The sequence below is a fragment of the Sphingobacterium sp. UBA5996 genome, from assembly GCF_002429765.1.
Classification (GTDB): Bacteria; Bacteroidota; Bacteroidia; order Sphingobacteriales; family Sphingobacteriaceae; genus Sphingobacterium.
On record NZ_DJAS01000011.1, the window covers coordinates 112815 to 128142 of the forward strand.

Genomic DNA, 15328 nt, shown 5'->3' on the forward strand with positions numbered 1-15328 from the left:
TTCCTAATTTTTAATTGTTAAGGACTTTTCTGTACTTCCTGCAATAAATTGACTGACAACTTTAGCCGAGGAAGTATTGGATTTTGTTAGTCGTATATTGTCACTTTTATCGCCAGATACTTGGACATACACCTCAGGAGCATCCAGTGCTTGGATATTGTCCAAATGTATGCCGCTGCTGTTTTCAATACTAATGAGAGGATTCCTTTGCTGTGTTTTTAATACAATGTTTTTAAGATTGATTTGCGAAGCTTCAATGATTTCAATTCCTCTATTTGCCTGCAGTGTTGCATGCTCAATCCAGATGTTCTGAATGTGCATTTCAGGAAGACCTCGGAAGAAAATACCTTTTGAAGCTCCCTTAGCTACAATATTTTTGATATAGAAATTCTTGAATTGTGGTGTCTCTTCTGTGACTGGAATGTTGACTGATTTTATCGCCGGTCTCTTTTCTCCAGCAAGCGGTACCGGATCTACAGCAGCATAATACATATCGAATAAAATCGCTTCACCAGGGATATCAACCATGTTGATGTTATTGATAAATATATTTTCAACAATTCCACCTCTGCCCCTTGTTGTTTTGAAACGAAGTCCAATGTCAGTACCAATAAATGAGCAGTCTTCAACCCATATATTGCGTGCTCCGCCACTCATCTCACTGCCAATCACAAAGCCCCCATGAGCGTGATAAACAACACTGTTGCGGATAATGACATTTTCTGTTGGTTTACCCCGTTCTCGCCCCGCCTTATCGCGTCCGGACTTAATACAAATGCCGTCATCACCAACATCGAAAGTGCAATCTTCAATGAGGACGTTCTTACAAGATTCAACGTCTACACCATCCCCATTCTGGCCATACCAAGGGTTGCGGACAGATACTTTACGTAAGGTAAGGTCTTCACATAAAAGGGGATGTATATTCCAGGCTGGGGAGTTTTGGATTGTAACCCCTTCTATTAATACTTTTTTACAATTTGTAAATACCAAAAGATTGGGGCGTAAAAAATCTTTAACATCTTTGAAGTCTTCGGCGGTCGTACCAGGACGGATTACGCCCGCCTTCTTTTGTTTTGAACCTCTAAGAGAACTTTCCGAGGGGTACCATATTGCTGCATCGCTATCGACTGTCCCGCCAGATGCTACAAGGTTTTTCCATTGAGAGCTTGTGAGTTTGCTTTTTTTGACCATCCGCCAAGCATCGCCGCTTCCATCAATAATACCATCACCTGTAATAGCAATATTGCTTAGATTTTTACCCGATATTGGGTTTTGATTCCGCCATGCTGGCTCTCCTTCCCAATTTGATTCAACAAGTTTGTACTGATCAAAATCCTTGGTAAATAGCAAGACTGCATCTCGTTTAAGGTGTAAATTTACATTACTCTGCATCTCAATAGGGCCTGTTAGCCAAATTCCTGAAGGGATCAATACCACGCCCCCACCACGCTCACTACACGTGCGTATGGTTTGGTTAATAGTGGCCGTATTCAGAAATTGACCATTTCCTTTGGCTCCATAATTACTAATATTTAAAGTGTCTTTTTTAAATTCGACCTGCTGTATAATTGGACGAGCCGGTTCTTGTGACATGCCAATCTGTGGCAGCATAAGAAGCAAACCGAGTGCGAATTGTAATGTACGGGAATAGTACCTTTTAAACGGAGTCATTTTTTTACATTTTGGTTTAAAAACGGTTATTTGCAAAAGCAATTGTACATTCTTTGTTCGTAACTTAGATGAAAAACTTATGCAATCGTTACCGGCCATCACTTACGCTATCGAATGAGAGATTTGGCGTCCAATCCTTGAAAATATGCTGAATAGTAAAGTTTTTTACTTCTCTGTCAGTTAGGATATGACTCCATTTGACACGACTTTGTGACATGGAACCTGCTCCTTTACTGTTATATTCTGCAAAATAGGCTGTCTTTTCGTTCGATTCCTTTCCCCAGTTGTGCCACCCTTTGTTTTCTATAAATTCTGGTAGGTTACAATTCATGAAGATTACTTTGGCATAAGGCCGCCAAGGCCGACCTAAGTAGAAACTCTTTGTGTCTTTATTTCCAGTTACCTTGCAGTTGTTAAAAATATAGCCAAAGTCTGCTTGCTCTGGAGTTGCGGCGGCGGTAATATATCCGCTGTTTTTGCAATGTAGTTCGCAGTCCTCGAACCAAGCTGTGGACGCGCCAAATATAAAATCCACCGTTCCTTCGATATAGCATTGAAAATAAAACTGCCTCGCACCTTTCCCATAGGTATACAAGGTGTCTTGAAAACCCAAGAAGCGACAATGGAGAAACAGGTTGCGATCGCCTGCTATCCAGGCTGCAACAGCCTGCCCCACCGGGCCAGATACGTTCTCAAAAGAAAGATTTATAGCTGTAAAGTCATCGCCATAACAATAGAATGTTGCAGAGCCAGAGGTACCCATTTCTTCGCCAAAACGATTTTTCTTTTGTGCGTAATCATCGTGACTGATAACCGTTTGAAATTTATCTTCACCAATCAAGGTGACAAACTGCTTACTTCCCGGCACAATGATTTTTTCGCGATAGGTTCCATTTTTGATAAATATTTTAGTCTCCTTTTTTCGAAAATCAGGGACAGCATTGATGGCGTCTTGAACCGTGGTGAAATCTCCAGTACCATCCGCGGCCACGGTAAAGTCATAACGCTTTACGTCCACAGCAAAAAGAAAAAAAGGGATAAAAAAAAGAGAAAGTATAGTTGCTCGCATTCCAGATTGTTTAATTGGTCAATGAAATTACCAATATTAAAGCCTTCGTTAAAGAAAATCCCTCAAAATAAATGCGCAAACGTTATCGGTCACGTTTGCGGAAAGGTGTTAGATACTAAATTGTTTAGACGAAAGATAATTGTATTGCATATAAAAAGCAATTTCTCTAAGTTTGTTCAACAAATTGCTCAACATGGATATCCAATCACTCTATCAGATTTATAAACAGTATCCGAATATTACAACAGATACACGTAAAATTGGAAAAGATAGTATCTTTTTCGCTTTAAAAGGGGCTAATTTCAATGGCAATACTTTCGCAGAAAATGCGATTGAAATGGGCGCTAAATATGTTGTTATTGACGAAGATATTTACCAAAAAGATGAAAGGTATATTCTTGTTGATGATGTTCTTAGTACATTGCAGCAGCTTGCGAATTATCACCGGCATCAATTGCATATTCCCATTATTGGCGTGACTGGTACGAATGGAAAAACGACAACCAAAGAGCTGTTATATGCGGTGGTTTCACAAAAGTTCAAGGCATATGCAACGAAAGGAAATTTAAATAACCACATTGGAGTTCCGTTAACTTTATTAGCAATAGACGATTCGATCGAACTGGCAATCATAGAAATGGGAGCAAATCATTTGAAAGAAATTGCTTTTTTATGTGGAATTGCCGAACCGACACATGGTTTGATTTCTAACGTTGGTAAAGCACATCTCGAGGGGTTTGGATCTTTTGAAGGTGTAAAGACAACCAAAGGCGAACTGTACGACTGGTTGCAGGACCATCAAGGTGTATTATTTTTGCAGGCGGATAATCCACATCTCAAGGAAATGGCTGCCGCCCGCCAGATAACCGATATTGTTACTTATGGTTTTTCGGAAAATAATCAGGTCATAGGGAAGCTTCTTAAAGCAAATCCTCTGTTGCAAATTGAATGGCAAAAGAAGGGTACGACCGACTCTTATATAGTAAATACCCAATTAACAGGATCTTATAATACCGAAAATTTTCTAGCTGCTATTGCCGTAGGGTTGCATTTTGACATTTCTGCTGCTGCCATCAATCGGGGGATTGAAGGGTACACCCCAACGAACAATCGTTCTCAGGTGATGAAAACTGCACACAATACACTGATCTGCGATTATTATAATGCAAATGCAACGAGCATGTCCGCTGCACTAGAAAATATCCGTATTATTGATGCGGATAAGAAAGCAATTGTATTGGGAGATATGTTCGAATTGGGAGAAGAATCTTTTGAAGAGCATAAAAAAATTGTCGAAAACGTAAGATCTATCCCATCTGATCGCAAGATCTTTGTTGGAAAAGAGTTTTTTGTGCATCGATACGAGGGGGGGGAGTTTTATGAAACTACTGCCGAAGCAAAACAAGCCATCCGTGAAACGCCAGTAATGAACAGCACGGTTTTACTGAAAGCCTCAAGGGGCATGGCGTTTGAAAATTTAGTCGAATTACTATAGCCTTTTTAGCTTTGTGTTATGCACAACTAGGGGATAAGTTTGGCGTGCAACCATATTGCGACCATGGTGCTCCCGCATTGAATGTACGTTAAAAGGTGGACTCAACGTGGACTCATGGTGGACTTACCGTGGTCGCATGGCGAAGATAGTAGGTGTTTACTGTGGCTTTGGTGCCGCTGAATACCAAATTACCCATCAGGCAAATTTGAGTAAAAAGGAAGTGCAAAACAAACAGTTTTGTCATGTAAGAATTAAATAATGAGTAAAATGAGCAAATTCGTTCTACGGAGAAATGATGCTCATTTGGAAAAACGTACCTTTGTTACATATAATGGATAAAAGACGTTTTTTTTTAGAAATAGCCTATTTTGGGCAGGCTTATCATGGTTGGCAGATTCAGAATAATGCAATTTCCGTGCAAGAAGTACTGAATAATGCGCTTGAAATCCTATTGCGGGAACCCATCGAAACAACTGGTGCTGGCCGCACAGATACCGGTGTTCATGCGAAACAATTGTATGCACATTTTGATGCTGTTCCTGTAGGCATTTTGCAAAAAGCAGATCGATTTATTCATTCACTTAACGCCTTATTGCCTTTTGATGTGGCAGTAAAGCGCTTGATTGAAGTGGGGCCTGAAGCGCATGCACGCTTTGATGCGACACAAAGATCATATGAGTACCATCTTCATTTTCATAAAGATCCTTTCCTATATCCCTATTCATGTTTTATGCGCGATCGCCCGGATGTAGAAAAGATGAATGAAGCGGCACAATTCTTACTGGGTAAGCAAGATTTCGAATGCTTTAGTAAGTCTCATACGCAGGTGTTTACAAATATTTGCGATATTCGTAGAGCAGAGTGGGTATGGCATAGTGAGCAACAATTGGTTTTTCACATTGCAGCAGATCGGTTTTTGCGTAATATGGTACGTGCTATTGTGGGCACATCGTTGGAAATCGGAATAAAAGGCAAGCCAATTTCGTTTATGCAGGAGGTAATTCATAGCAAGAACCGAGGGAAAGCTGGCGTTTCCGTGCCGGCACATGGCTTGTATTTAACAGAAGTAGCATATCCTTATTTATAGTGTTTAATAGATATAGAATTTAACGTGAGTCAAGATAAAATAACTGGTAAAACCTACGATATCAATTTGGTAAAGCGCATGAGTCGCTATATGCGGCCGTATCATGTCACATTTTGGATATCGGTCGTTCTAACGATATTGTTAGCTGCTGTGGCGCCCGCTTTGCCCATGCTAATTCAGCACACACTGGATAACTATATCTTAAACTTCGATACAAGCGGATTATCTTTTATGTTGATAGCGATGTTGGCCCTGGTCATCCTACAGACTTTGATCCGTTATTATCATACCCTAATGACGAATACCCTGGGGCAGTCCGTAATTCGCGATATTCGAATTCAGGTATTTAATCACATCGTACAACTCAGACTGAAATATTTTGATCGTACGGCATTGGGAAAATTGATTACACGTACCATCTCTGATCTGGAAACCCTTTCAAATATTTTTTCTGAAGGGTTGATCCAGATTATTGGTGATTTATTGCAGCTGGTTGTTATTCTGGTTGTCATGTTTTACTCCGACTGGAAACTGACATTGATTGTTTTAATTCCAATGCCTTTGATGGTGGGCGCGACTTATGTGTTTAAAGAGGCGATGAAGTCTGCTTTTATTGATGTGAGAAAATGGGTTTCCAACTTAAATACTTTTCTACAAGAACACATTACGGGAGTCGGTATTATCCAGTATTTTGCGCGCGAAAACCAAGAAATGGATAAGTTTAAGGAGATTAATGCACAACATCGAAATGCACATATCCGGACGAATTGGTACTTCTCCATCTTTTTTCCTGTTTTGGAAATTATCATGGCCATTGCCTTGGGGTTATTGGTCTGGTTCGGTTCCAAGCAGATTATGGGGGATGTGATCTCTCCTGGTGTCGTGGTCGCTTTTATCATGTATATCAATATGATCTTTAGACCCATTCGGGAGCTTATAGATAAGTTTAATACCCTTCAAATGGGGATGGTGAGCGCTGAGCGCATCTTTGAAGTCCTGGACACTGACGAAAAGACACCAAATTTAGGCACCTTGAAACCCCGTCATATCAACGGAGAAATTGTTTTTAAGCACGTTTGGTTTGCCTATAATGAAGAAAACTGGGTGCTGAAAGATGTGAACTTCAATGTCAATCCAGGGGAGACTTTGGCTTTAGTGGGAGCTACTGGTGCCGGAAAGTCTTCGACGATCAACATTCTGAGCCGGTTTTATGAAATAAATAAAGGTGAAATTCTGTTGGACGGCCGTAATATCCGCGATTATGACCTTGATTATTTGAGAAATACAATAGCAACGGTATTGCAGGATGTATTCCTTTTTTCGGATAGTGTGCTCAACAATATTACGCTCGGTGATCCAACGATTTCTAGGGAGCAGGTAATCGCAGCCGCGAAGGAAGTAGGAGCGCATAATTTTATTATGCGGCTGCCCGGGGGCTATGATTATGATGTGAAAGAACGGGGTGCAACTTTGTCTGCTGGACAGGCACAGTTGATTTCTTTTATACGGGCGCTGGTGCACGATCCCCGGATTCTTATCTTGGATGAAGCGACCTCTTCGGTGGATACCGAAACGGAAGAGCTAATCCAGCATGCAATTGACAATTTAATGAAGGGAAGAACATCAATTGTCATTGCTCACCGCTTGTCCACCATTCAGAAGGCGGACAAGATTATTGTGTTGGATAAAGGCGAAATAAAAGAAATCGGAACACATCAGGAATTGTTATCTTTTGATGGTTACTATAAGAAACTATACGACTTGCAATTTCATTCCGCAGGAATTTAATTAAGCAATAATACTCTCTTTAGGAATAGTTTCTTCATCTTCAATACGTGTATTTGCTTTAATTTCGGAACCCCGTCCTACAAGAACATTTGATCCAATTGAAACATTTGGTCCGATATTAACGAAATCTTCAATAATGGTATTACTTTCGATAACAGCAGAGCCCGAGATAATGCAGTGGTCACCTATCTGCACATCAGGGGCGACAGAAGCGCCAGGTAGGATAATGGTACCTTCTCCAATTTCTGCCCTCTTCGATACGAAAGCTTTCGGATGGATGAGCGTCTTGTAGTTCCATCCAGCATTTTCCGATACAATCCGTTGGCGAAGACCCGGATTTTTGACTGCAATAAAGAACTCTTCTTCCGTATCTTTAACTTGATGATGAAGTTGAACCTCATAATCGAATACATCTTCAATGAGCAGCGATTTGTCGATAAGGCCACCAATATCAATCGCGAGGTCTTCTGCTACATCGACTGCAGTTTTTGCGTGGGCAGTTGCACCGTATATATATAACATGTTTTTTTTTCGCAAAGATAAAGCTTTCTAAAAAAGATGCCCTTTGGTATCCGGTAAAAAATTGCAACAAAATGTTGGTTTGATTGTTTTTCTACTTAAAGAGCTATAAAGTTGATTGTTTTTTCGGAAGCAATTATATTGCATATAAAGATCAATTTATCTAAGTTTGTTGCTGTACAAAAATTAAACTATGATTCAACGTATCCAAACTGTTTATTTGCTGATAGCAGGATTAGTCATATTCGGCTTGTTTCTATTTCCCTATGTTAATTATAGCGATTTAGTGGGGTTAGGGAAAAATGTAAAAGTAACTGGCGTGTATGGTGTGGCTGCAGGCCAGGCTGTACATGAAGGGGGATTTGGGTATATCCTTCAGACTGTAGCAACCGTTTTATTAGGAGGGCTTCCGATATTTACGATATTTAAGTTTAAAAAACGTAAAGTTCAACTTTTGCTTATCTGGGTAGAGATCGTGGCGATTATATTATTTGCAATATGGTTATATTCATCTGCAAGTACCCATTTAGCTACAGTAAGCCAATTTTTGGGTGCTGGAAATATCGGAGTAGGATTCTTTTTATTGCCAATTTCGATTATTTTCTGTGCGTTAGCCATGGGAGGCGTGCGAAAAGATGAAAAGTTAATCCGATCAGCGGATCGCTTACGGGCATAATTTTAAAATAATGATACAATAATAGTCAAAGCTACGGTTTTCGTGGCTTTTTTAAGTATATATGATATGAATGTTTTTGTTCGATATATGTCCATCTTCATACTTTTCCTTGGTGGCACAATAGTACATGCGCAGTCTGCAGATTCGTTGCTGGTTGTTGACGATATTCAGTTTGATGTCAAGGGATATTATGTAGATGAATCTAAGAAAGAATTGGTGGTTAATCTATTTGCTATATCGTACAGTACTGATCCGAGGGAATATAAAATGAATACCTTTTCCACGCAAGTGTTGGATCAGAAAAAACAGTCCCATTTTTTTTCAAGCATCCAAATGGGCAATGTTTTAGTTAAGTTCGAGGATAAACAGAATTATCTGCATTATTTATTAGAAGAAGATAAGCCTGTGGATATACAGGTGGTTGTTAAGGATTGGAAGAAAACGGATAAGCCGCTTATGATCAAGCTGGTGTTCGAGAGCAGTACAGAAGAAGGCGAGTTTTTGGATGTTCCTATTCCATTAAAGAATTAGTTGATTGAGGTATCGTTTAAAAAAAAGCTTCGAAGTTATAACTTTGAAGCTTTTTTATTTGGTCAATATTATCGATTATATCGGATCTGCTGCCTGTCCATCATGCCCATCTGATCTTTCATCATTTTGATCTGGTCCGCCAATAATTTGTTTTTATCTGCTTTTTTCGCTTCTTGAAGAAGTTTTTCTGCTTCACGCTTATTGCGTTTTGCCATTGCTACCCCGGCCAGGCTTAATTTTGCTAAAGCAATATTATGGTCCATATGCAAACCCAGAGCCAATGCTTTCTTAAAATATTTTTCAGATTGCATGGGTGCACGTTGTGATTCGATCAGCCCAATCAGCATATTGTAGTAACCGTGCTGTTGTGGAATCAATTGCTTTTCGTAGTTGGTGATTTTTCCTAGCCATTTTTCTGCTGCGACCATATTTTGTTTACGCATATGCCATTGCGCAATCAGCATATATTCATGGAAAAATACAGTAACGAAGCCTAAAATCGTGACGAAAATACCTAATATTCCCCAGCCCCAGTTCCCAGTCCAGAATAAGGCGACTGTTCCGATAAGCAATGCACTGCAAATAATGATTCTAACGAGATTTGACATAAATCTTTGTTTAAAATATTTTTATTCAATTTAATCTTGCAAATATCCGTTAATTTCACCGTTTAAGCAACTTGTTCAGGTGGTTATTTTGTAAAAATGTATTTTTATAGAAGTCAGCTGCCCTTAAACTAGTTTTGCATATCGAAAGAGAAAGGAGGGGGGGGCGGATAAATTTGCCTTTGTATTGAACTTTATCTATGTTTGAATTATGGAAAAGCAATATGATGATTCTTGGGCGCCTGTGTTAAAGCCGTTGTTCGCCCAACCCTATATGAAACAGTTGTCTACTTTTGTACAAGGGGAGCGTCGACAAAAGAAAGTGTTTCCACCGGCAGGTCTTGTGATGAATGCTTTTAAACTCACACCACTCGATCAAGTGAAAGTTGTCATTTTAGGGCAGGATCCTTACCATAATGATGGACAGGCGCATGGTCTATCTTTTTCTGTTCCGGAAGGAATTGCGGTGCCGCCGTCCTTAAAAAATATTTTCAAGGAATTGCAAGATGACATACCTGGTTTTGTTGAGCCACAATCTGGCAATTTGACTTCTTGGGCCAAACAAGGAGTGCTGCTATTGAATGCGACATTGACCGTAGAAGCACATCGCGCAGCATCCCATCAAAAGAAAGGTTGGGAGATTTTTACAGACAGCATTATTCACGCCATTTCGGAGCATTGCGATCACGTAGTATTTCTATTATGGGGAAGTTATGCCCAAAAGAAAAATGTGCTTATTGATGCGGAAAAACACCTTATCCTAACGTCGGTACATCCCTCACCCTTATCTGTTTATCGCGGTTTTTTTGGCAGCAAACACTTTTCGAAAGCAAACCAATACTTGGTTGCGCAGGGTAAAACTCCAATTGATTGGCGCCTGGTTTAAATTTTGCGAGAAGTTTATTATACCATCGCCGGCGTTCGCCGGGAAGAGTAAATGTTCTCTAAAGGTAAGCTGCCGGTAAAGATGTTTTTGATAGAGACTAGGTGTCTTTGCCTAATAATTCATATACCACTTAATATTCCAATGGAATAATAGGCTCTTTTTTGCTTGTAGACATAATCATCATGGTTTGGAATGTCTTTACAAAAGGTATTTTGGATATTTTTTCCATAATAACACCTTCGTAAGCTTTGATATCTTTCACGTAAACTTTGAGAATGAAATCGCAATTTCCTGTAACGTGGTGGCACTCGGTTACTTCAGGTATCATTTTTACTGCGGCAACAAACTCCGGTATCGCATTGTGTGTATGGAAGTCGAGTGAAATTTGGATGAACGATTTGATTCCAAGACCTAGCTTCTCTTCGTCTACAAATGCATGATAACTTTTGATGAAGCCTGAATTTTCCAGCTTTCGCACACGCTCTAATGTTGGAGCGGGAGAAAGTCCAATGCTGGAAGCGAGCTGCAAATTAGTTATACGACCATTCTCTTGTAATAGTTTAAGAATTTTTAAATCTGTTTTGTCCGGTGCAAAGGGCATATCTTAAGTCTTAATAATCAATACTATTTGTAAATATACAAAATTAAATTTGGAAATTTAAAAATATACGAAATTATTGATGATTAATAGATTTTAGCTATATCATTGATGCGTATTTATAGCTTTAATTGATGAAAAATCATTTGACTGTCATAATCGTTTGAAATGTGTTCATTTTAATTAAATAGAGTGACAAATATCATTTTTTATTAAAAATACCAGCGTATAGCCGTATAAAATGCTGTTTTATTGGCTTTGAAATTGTAACTTTGCAGTTCGATAGGTGGGGAGGTGAAGCCCTCCCAAATTAGTTAAACCGTGAGAGCGCAATATGAGTACTAAAGACGACGATTTGTTAAAAGAGCTAGAGCTCGAAGAATATAAATATGGGTTCACGACAGATATCGAAATGGAAATTGCAGCCAAAGGCCTTAGTGAGGATACGGTGCGTTTTATTTCGGCAAAAAAGAATGAGCCTGAATGGTTATTGGAGTGGCGATTAAAAGCTTTCCGTCATTTTTTGACGTTGAAAATGCCTACTTGGCAGAATTTTAAAGCTCCTGAAATTGATTTTCAAGAGATTTCTTACTACGCGGCTCCTAAAGCAAAACCACAGCTGAATTCAATAGATGAAGTTGATCCTGAGTTGATTGCTACTTTTGAAAAATTAGGGATTCCTTTGGACGAGCAGAAAATATTAGCTGGTGTTGTTGCCGTAGATGCTGTCTTTGACTCCGTTTCCGTCAAAACAACATTTCGTGAGAAGTTAAAAGAACAAGGAGTCATCTTTTGTTCGTTTGGTGAAGCTGTGCAAGAGCATCCAGAGTTGGTGAAAAAATATTTAGGCACAGTTGTCCCGCAGACCGATAATATCTATGCAGCCTTGAATTCTGCTGTTTTCTCCGATGGTTCATTTGTTTATGTCCCAAAAGGAGTGAGATGTCCGATGGAATTATCGACCTATTTCCGTATTAATGCACAAAATACGGGACAATTTGAGCGTACGTTGATCGTTGCAGATGAAGGAGCTTATGTGTCTTATTTGGAGGGATGTACAGCGCCTATGCGTGATGAAAATCAACTGCATGCTGCGGTCGTTGAACTGATTGCAGAACGCGATGCCGAGATTAAATATTCAACAGTACAGAACTGGTATCCTGGTGATAAAGATGGAAAAGGCGGGATTTATAATTTTGTGACTAAACGTGGAATCTGTAAAGGAGACAACAGTAAAATTTCCTGGACTCAGGTGGAAACTGGTTCTGCAATTACATGGAAATATCCGGGGGTGATTTTAAAAGGTAATAATTCGATTGGCGAATTTTACTCTGTGGCCATGACGCGCAATTATCAGGTGGCCGATACAGGTACGAAAATGATTCATTTGGGTAAGAACACAAAATCTAAAATTGTCTCTAAAGGTATCTCTGCCGGTAAGAGCCACAACAGTTATAGAGGTTTGGTAAAGATTGGGCCGAATGCAGACAACTCGCGTAATTTTACACAATGTGATTCCTTATTGATTGGTGATAAATGTGGAGCGCATACGTTCCCTTATATCGAAAATAGAAATAAGACGGCTAAGTTAGAGCATGAAGCGACTACTTCTAAAATTGGTGAAGACCAAGTATTCTATTTGAATCAGCGTGGTATAGATTCAGAAAAAGCTGTTGGTCTAATTGTCAATGGTTATGCGAAGGAAGTATTAAATCAGTTGCCGATGGAGTTTGCGGTAGAGGCTCAGAAATTATTGGCAATTTCATTAGAAGGTTCAGTAGGATAGATAAAAAATCATTGGAAATGTAGTTTTATAACACTGCATTGCACCATACTCAATACGAATAAAATGTTAAGCATTAAAAATTTACATGCGTCTGTAGAAGACAAACAAATATTAAAAGGGTTAAACCTAGAAGTAAAAGCGGGAGAAATTCACGCGATTATGGGGCCTAATGGTGCTGGTAAAAGTACTTTGGGCAATGTATTGGCGGGACGTGAATCGTATGAAGTAAGTGAAGGTTCGGCACTATTGGATGGTATAGATTTATTGGATCTTTCGCCCGAGGATCGTGCACGTGAAGGGCTGTTCTTGGCTTTTCAATACCCTATTGAAATTCCGGGTGTATCGAATATCAATTTCTTGAAAACAGCTGTAAATGATATCCGCGAATACAAAGGGCTTCCTCCTATGGAAGCAAAGGAATTTTTACAGATGGTTAAAGACAAGCAAAAATTAGTAGAGTTTTCAGCTAATTTAGCTAACCGTTCTTTAAACGAAGGGTTTTCCGGCGGTGAGAAAAAGCGTAACGAGATTTTTCAATTGGCTATGTTAAATCCAAAATTGTCTATTTTGGACGAGACCGATTCTGGTTTGGATATCGATGCACTTCGTATCGTTGCAAATGGGGTGAATCAATTGCGCTCCAAAGACAATGCTTTCATTGTTATTACACACTACCAACGTTTGTTGGATTATATCGTTCCAGATTTTGTTCACGTACTCTATAATGGACGCATTGTGAAATCAGGACCTAAAGAATTGGCTTTGGAGCTTGAGGAAAAAGGATACGATTGGTTAAAAGAATATGATGCACAAAACGCCTAATCTTTTACCTGAGTTATTAGGATTGGAAGAGAATTTTGGCGATTTGATTAAAATATAACATGAGTACATTAGTTTCAGAATCATTACTTCAACAAGTGTTGGGAGCATACAAGGAGCAAGGCGTTTCGGACGAACCTTCGTTTTTTGTACAAGCCCGTCAACTTGCATTCGAACGTTTCGAAGCAGCAGGCTTTCCCACCGTTAAGAATGAAGAATGGAAATATACAAACATCCACAGTATTATCAATAAGACCTATGCGCTTGATGTTGATGTGGATATCGAAGGCTTAGATTTTGGTGCTGGTGAGATCCCTAAGCTGGATGCCTATCGCATTATCTTGGTAAATGGCCAATATGTATTGGCAGTAAGCGAACTAGAAAGTGTGAAAGGACTTTCGGTTGTTCCTATGGATGAAGCCGTGTCGGACCCTGCTTTTGAAGCGCATTTTGCCAAATATGCCGATAAGTCAGACAATATTATGGTTGCGTTAAATACCGCTGCTTTCACGAATGGTGTTTTTATCCATGTAAAGAAAGGAGCCGTAATTGATAAACCAATTCAGATTATTCATGTCGCAACAGGCAAGGAGGATTTCTTTGCACAAACACGTAATTTGATTGTTGTCGAACCAAATGCAGAGCTAGAGTTGATCGAAAGCTTCATCACTGCAGAAGGTACTGCAAATAACGTTCAAAACAAGGTTTCTGAGATTATTGTCAAAGAGAATGCAAAGATGCAGCATTATTATTTGCAACTCGCTGGATCTGTAAGCCGGTACTTTAATCATACAGAAGTACACCAAGAAAAATATAGCCTTTATAATAATTACAATTGTAATTTCCCCGGAGCACCATTTATTCGTAACAATATCAATGTACGTTTGGATGCAGAAAATGTGGAAAGCCATTTATATGGCATTAACTTAACTGCTGGAGATCAATTGGTCGATAATCATACCGTTGTAGATCATCTTAAGCCGCACTGCGAGTCTTACGAATGGTATAAGAATATTACGCAGGATAAATCCGTTGCGGTTTTCAATGGGAAAATTTTTGTTCGCGAAGATGCTCAAAAAACCAATGCTTTTCAACAGAACAATAACATGTTGATGTCAGATAATTCAGCGGTGTACACTAAACCACAATTGGAGATCTTTGCAGATGACGTAAAATGTTCGCATGGATGTACGATTGGTCAGTTTGACAACGAAGCGCTGTTTTATCTAAGAGCAAGAGGGATTGGTGAAGAATCTGCGCGTATCCTGTTGGTTCATGCCTTTGCATTTGATGTAACCACACGTTTCTCTAACGAAGTTGTTCGGAAATATGTTGAAGAGCTTGTAGAGGAAAGTCTGAGAACAAGTTAAATCCATATTGGATTATATCGCTTTTAAAATATGGCGTTTACTAATGAAGTAGACGCCATATTTTTTTTATGCGACCGATGGAATCGTAGTCATTATATCAATTGACATTTTTCTTTTTGTTGTTTTTAGTTAGATGGAAGAGTTTCTAATTGTATTGAGAAGAAATGCCCAAAAGATTTTGTACATCGCGGTGTATATATGGTATGATCCATAGGAACCAAATTCGCCCTTCTCACGGTGTTACAACGGATCTTAGTCGGAGTTTTAACGTTACTTGTTCGCTTGTAACCGAAGAAGCACCGAGCAAGTACCGAAGAAACACCGAAGAAGCACCGAGGAAGTGGCGAAGAAGCTCCGAGGAAGTGTAGAATCTGATCCCCTTTAGGTCTTTCTTTCTTCCCTAAATAGAATCACAATTGAAATTT

Annotated in this window: 15 protein-coding genes; 10 read left to right on the forward strand and 5 right to left on the reverse strand. The window is 39.3% G+C overall.

What is annotated here, in order from left to right; genetic code table 11:
* Window positions 1-3: 3 nt before the first annotated feature.
* Together B3E00_RS07905 and B3E00_RS07910 are read right to left on the reverse strand one after the other, a co-directional pair.
* Window positions 4-1674: a glycoside hydrolase family 28 protein gene (locus B3E00_RS07905; RefSeq protein WP_293889285.1), complete on the reverse strand. Its 1671-nt coding sequence runs from the start codon at window positions 1672-1674 to the stop codon at window positions 4-6.
* Window positions 1675-1762: 88 nt separating this feature from the next.
* Entirely contained in the window at window positions 1763-2743 is a 981-nt protein-coding gene (locus B3E00_RS07910; RefSeq protein ID WP_293937967.1) for a pectinesterase family protein, read from the reverse strand.
* Window positions 2744-2936: 193 nt separating this feature from the next.
* Between B3E00_RS07910 and B3E00_RS07915 the strand changes: the two genes are divergently transcribed.
* From B3E00_RS07915 to B3E00_RS07930, 4 genes are all read left to right on the forward strand, one after another.
* The gene (locus tag B3E00_RS07915) at window positions 2937-4238 is read left to right on the forward strand and encodes a UDP-N-acetylmuramoyl-tripeptide--D-alanyl-D-alanine ligase (protein ID WP_293937969.1); all 1302 of its coding nucleotides are present in this window, start codon (window positions 2937-2939) and stop codon (window positions 4236-4238) included.
* A gap of 136 nt (window positions 4239-4374) precedes the next feature.
* A complete protein-coding gene (locus tag B3E00_RS07920) occupies window positions 4375-4497 on the forward strand; it encodes a hypothetical protein (protein WP_293937971.1) in 123 nt (40 codons plus the stop codon).
* A 72-nt stretch (window positions 4498-4569) separates the two neighbouring features.
* Window positions 4570-5325, forward strand: coding sequence for a tRNA pseudouridine(38-40) synthase TruA (gene truA / locus B3E00_RS07925; protein WP_209578365.1), 756 nt, complete (start codon window positions 4570-4572; stop codon window positions 5323-5325).
* A 24-nt stretch (window positions 5326-5349) separates the two neighbouring features.
* Window positions 5350-7113: an ABC transporter ATP-binding protein gene (locus B3E00_RS07930; protein ID WP_293885181.1), complete on the forward strand. Its 1764-nt coding sequence runs from the start codon at window positions 5350-5352 to the stop codon at window positions 7111-7113.
* Here the strand turns inward: B3E00_RS07930 and B3E00_RS07935 are convergent, their stop codons facing one another.
* Window positions 7114-7635: a hypothetical protein gene (locus B3E00_RS07935; protein WP_293885180.1), complete on the reverse strand. Its 522-nt coding sequence runs from the start codon at window positions 7633-7635 to the stop codon at window positions 7114-7116. It abuts the gene before it with no gap.
* 190 nt (window positions 7636-7825) lie between these two features.
* Here B3E00_RS07935 and B3E00_RS07940 point away from each other — a divergent pair, with 190 nt between their 5' ends.
* Entirely contained in the window at window positions 7826-8308 is a 483-nt protein-coding gene (locus tag B3E00_RS07940) for a DUF4293 domain-containing protein (RefSeq protein WP_293885179.1), read from the forward strand.
* A gap of 66 nt (window positions 8309-8374) precedes the next feature.
* Entirely contained in the window at window positions 8375-8839 is a 465-nt protein-coding gene (locus B3E00_RS07945) for a hypothetical protein (protein WP_293885178.1), read from the forward strand.
* 68 nt (window positions 8840-8907) lie between these two features.
* On the opposite strand, the gene B3E00_RS07950 is transcribed toward B3E00_RS07945, so the two are convergent.
* Entirely contained in the window at window positions 8908-9447 is a 540-nt protein-coding gene (locus B3E00_RS07950; protein WP_209578373.1) for a DUF2892 domain-containing protein, read from the reverse strand.
* Window positions 9448-9655: 208 nt separating this feature from the next.
* Between B3E00_RS07950 and ung the strand changes: the two genes are divergently transcribed.
* On the forward strand, window positions 9656-10330 hold the full coding sequence (gene ung / locus B3E00_RS07955) for a uracil-DNA glycosylase (RefSeq protein ID WP_293937973.1): 675 nt from the start codon (window positions 9656-9658) through the stop codon (window positions 10328-10330).
* A 130-nt stretch (window positions 10331-10460) separates the two neighbouring features.
* Here the strand turns inward: ung and B3E00_RS07960 are convergent, their stop codons facing one another.
* Entirely contained in the window at window positions 10461-10931 is a 471-nt protein-coding gene (locus B3E00_RS07960; RefSeq protein WP_046673117.1) for an Lrp/AsnC family transcriptional regulator, read from the reverse strand.
* Window positions 10932-11262: 331 nt separating this feature from the next.
* On the opposite strand from B3E00_RS07960, the gene sufB reads away from it, so the two are divergent.
* From sufB to sufD, 3 genes are all read left to right on the forward strand, one after another.
* Window positions 11263-12714: a Fe-S cluster assembly protein SufB gene (gene sufB / locus B3E00_RS07965; protein WP_209578376.1), complete on the forward strand. Its 1452-nt coding sequence runs from the start codon at window positions 11263-11265 to the stop codon at window positions 12712-12714.
* Between the two features lie 63 nt (window positions 12715-12777).
* On the forward strand, window positions 12778-13536 hold the full coding sequence (gene sufC, locus B3E00_RS07970; RefSeq protein ID WP_293885176.1) for a Fe-S cluster assembly ATPase SufC: 759 nt from the start codon (window positions 12778-12780) through the stop codon (window positions 13534-13536).
* 59 nt (window positions 13537-13595) lie between these two features.
* Complete coding sequence (gene sufD, locus B3E00_RS07975; protein WP_293937975.1) at window positions 13596-14903, forward strand: Fe-S cluster assembly protein SufD; 1308 nt, start codon at window positions 13596-13598, stop codon at window positions 14901-14903.
* Window positions 14904-15328: the final 425 nt, after the last annotated feature.

Excerpts from the sequence above, each read along its gene's own strand:
- B3E00_RS07905 (WP_293889285.1), bottom strand. The coding sequence starts at position 1,674 with ATGACTCCGTTTAAAAGGTACTATTCCCGTACATTACAATTCGCACTC.
- B3E00_RS07910 (WP_293937967.1), bottom strand. The coding sequence starts at position 2,743 with ATGCGAGCAACTATACTTTCTCTTTTTTTTATCCCTTTTTTTCTTTTT.
- B3E00_RS07915 (WP_293937969.1), top strand. The coding sequence starts at position 2,937 with ATGGATATCCAATCACTCTATCAGATTTATAAACAGTATCCGAATATT.
- B3E00_RS07920 (WP_293937971.1), top strand. The coding sequence starts at position 4,375 with ATGGCGAAGATAGTAGGTGTTTACTGTGGCTTTGGTGCCGCTGAATAC.
- truA (WP_209578365.1), top strand. The coding sequence starts at position 4,570 with ATGGATAAAAGACGTTTTTTTTTAGAAATAGCCTATTTTGGGCAGGCT.
- B3E00_RS07935 (WP_293885180.1), bottom strand. The coding sequence starts at position 7,635 with ATGTTATATATATACGGTGCAACTGCCCACGCAAAAACTGCAGTCGAT.
- B3E00_RS07940 (WP_293885179.1), top strand. The coding sequence starts at position 7,826 with ATGATTCAACGTATCCAAACTGTTTATTTGCTGATAGCAGGATTAGTC.
- B3E00_RS07945 (WP_293885178.1), top strand. The coding sequence starts at position 8,375 with ATGAATGTTTTTGTTCGATATATGTCCATCTTCATACTTTTCCTTGGT.
- B3E00_RS07950 (WP_209578373.1), bottom strand. The coding sequence starts at position 9,447 with ATGTCAAATCTCGTTAGAATCATTATTTGCAGTGCATTGCTTATCGGA.
- ung (WP_293937973.1), top strand. The coding sequence starts at position 9,656 with ATGGAAAAGCAATATGATGATTCTTGGGCGCCTGTGTTAAAGCCGTTG.
- B3E00_RS07960 (WP_046673117.1), bottom strand. The coding sequence starts at position 10,931 with ATGCCCTTTGCACCGGACAAAACAGATTTAAAAATTCTTAAACTATTA.
- sufB (WP_209578376.1), top strand. The coding sequence starts at position 11,263 with ATGAGTACTAAAGACGACGATTTGTTAAAAGAGCTAGAGCTCGAAGAA.
- sufC (WP_293885176.1), top strand. The coding sequence starts at position 12,778 with ATGTTAAGCATTAAAAATTTACATGCGTCTGTAGAAGACAAACAAATA.
- sufD (WP_293937975.1), top strand. The coding sequence starts at position 13,596 with ATGAGTACATTAGTTTCAGAATCATTACTTCAACAAGTGTTGGGAGCA.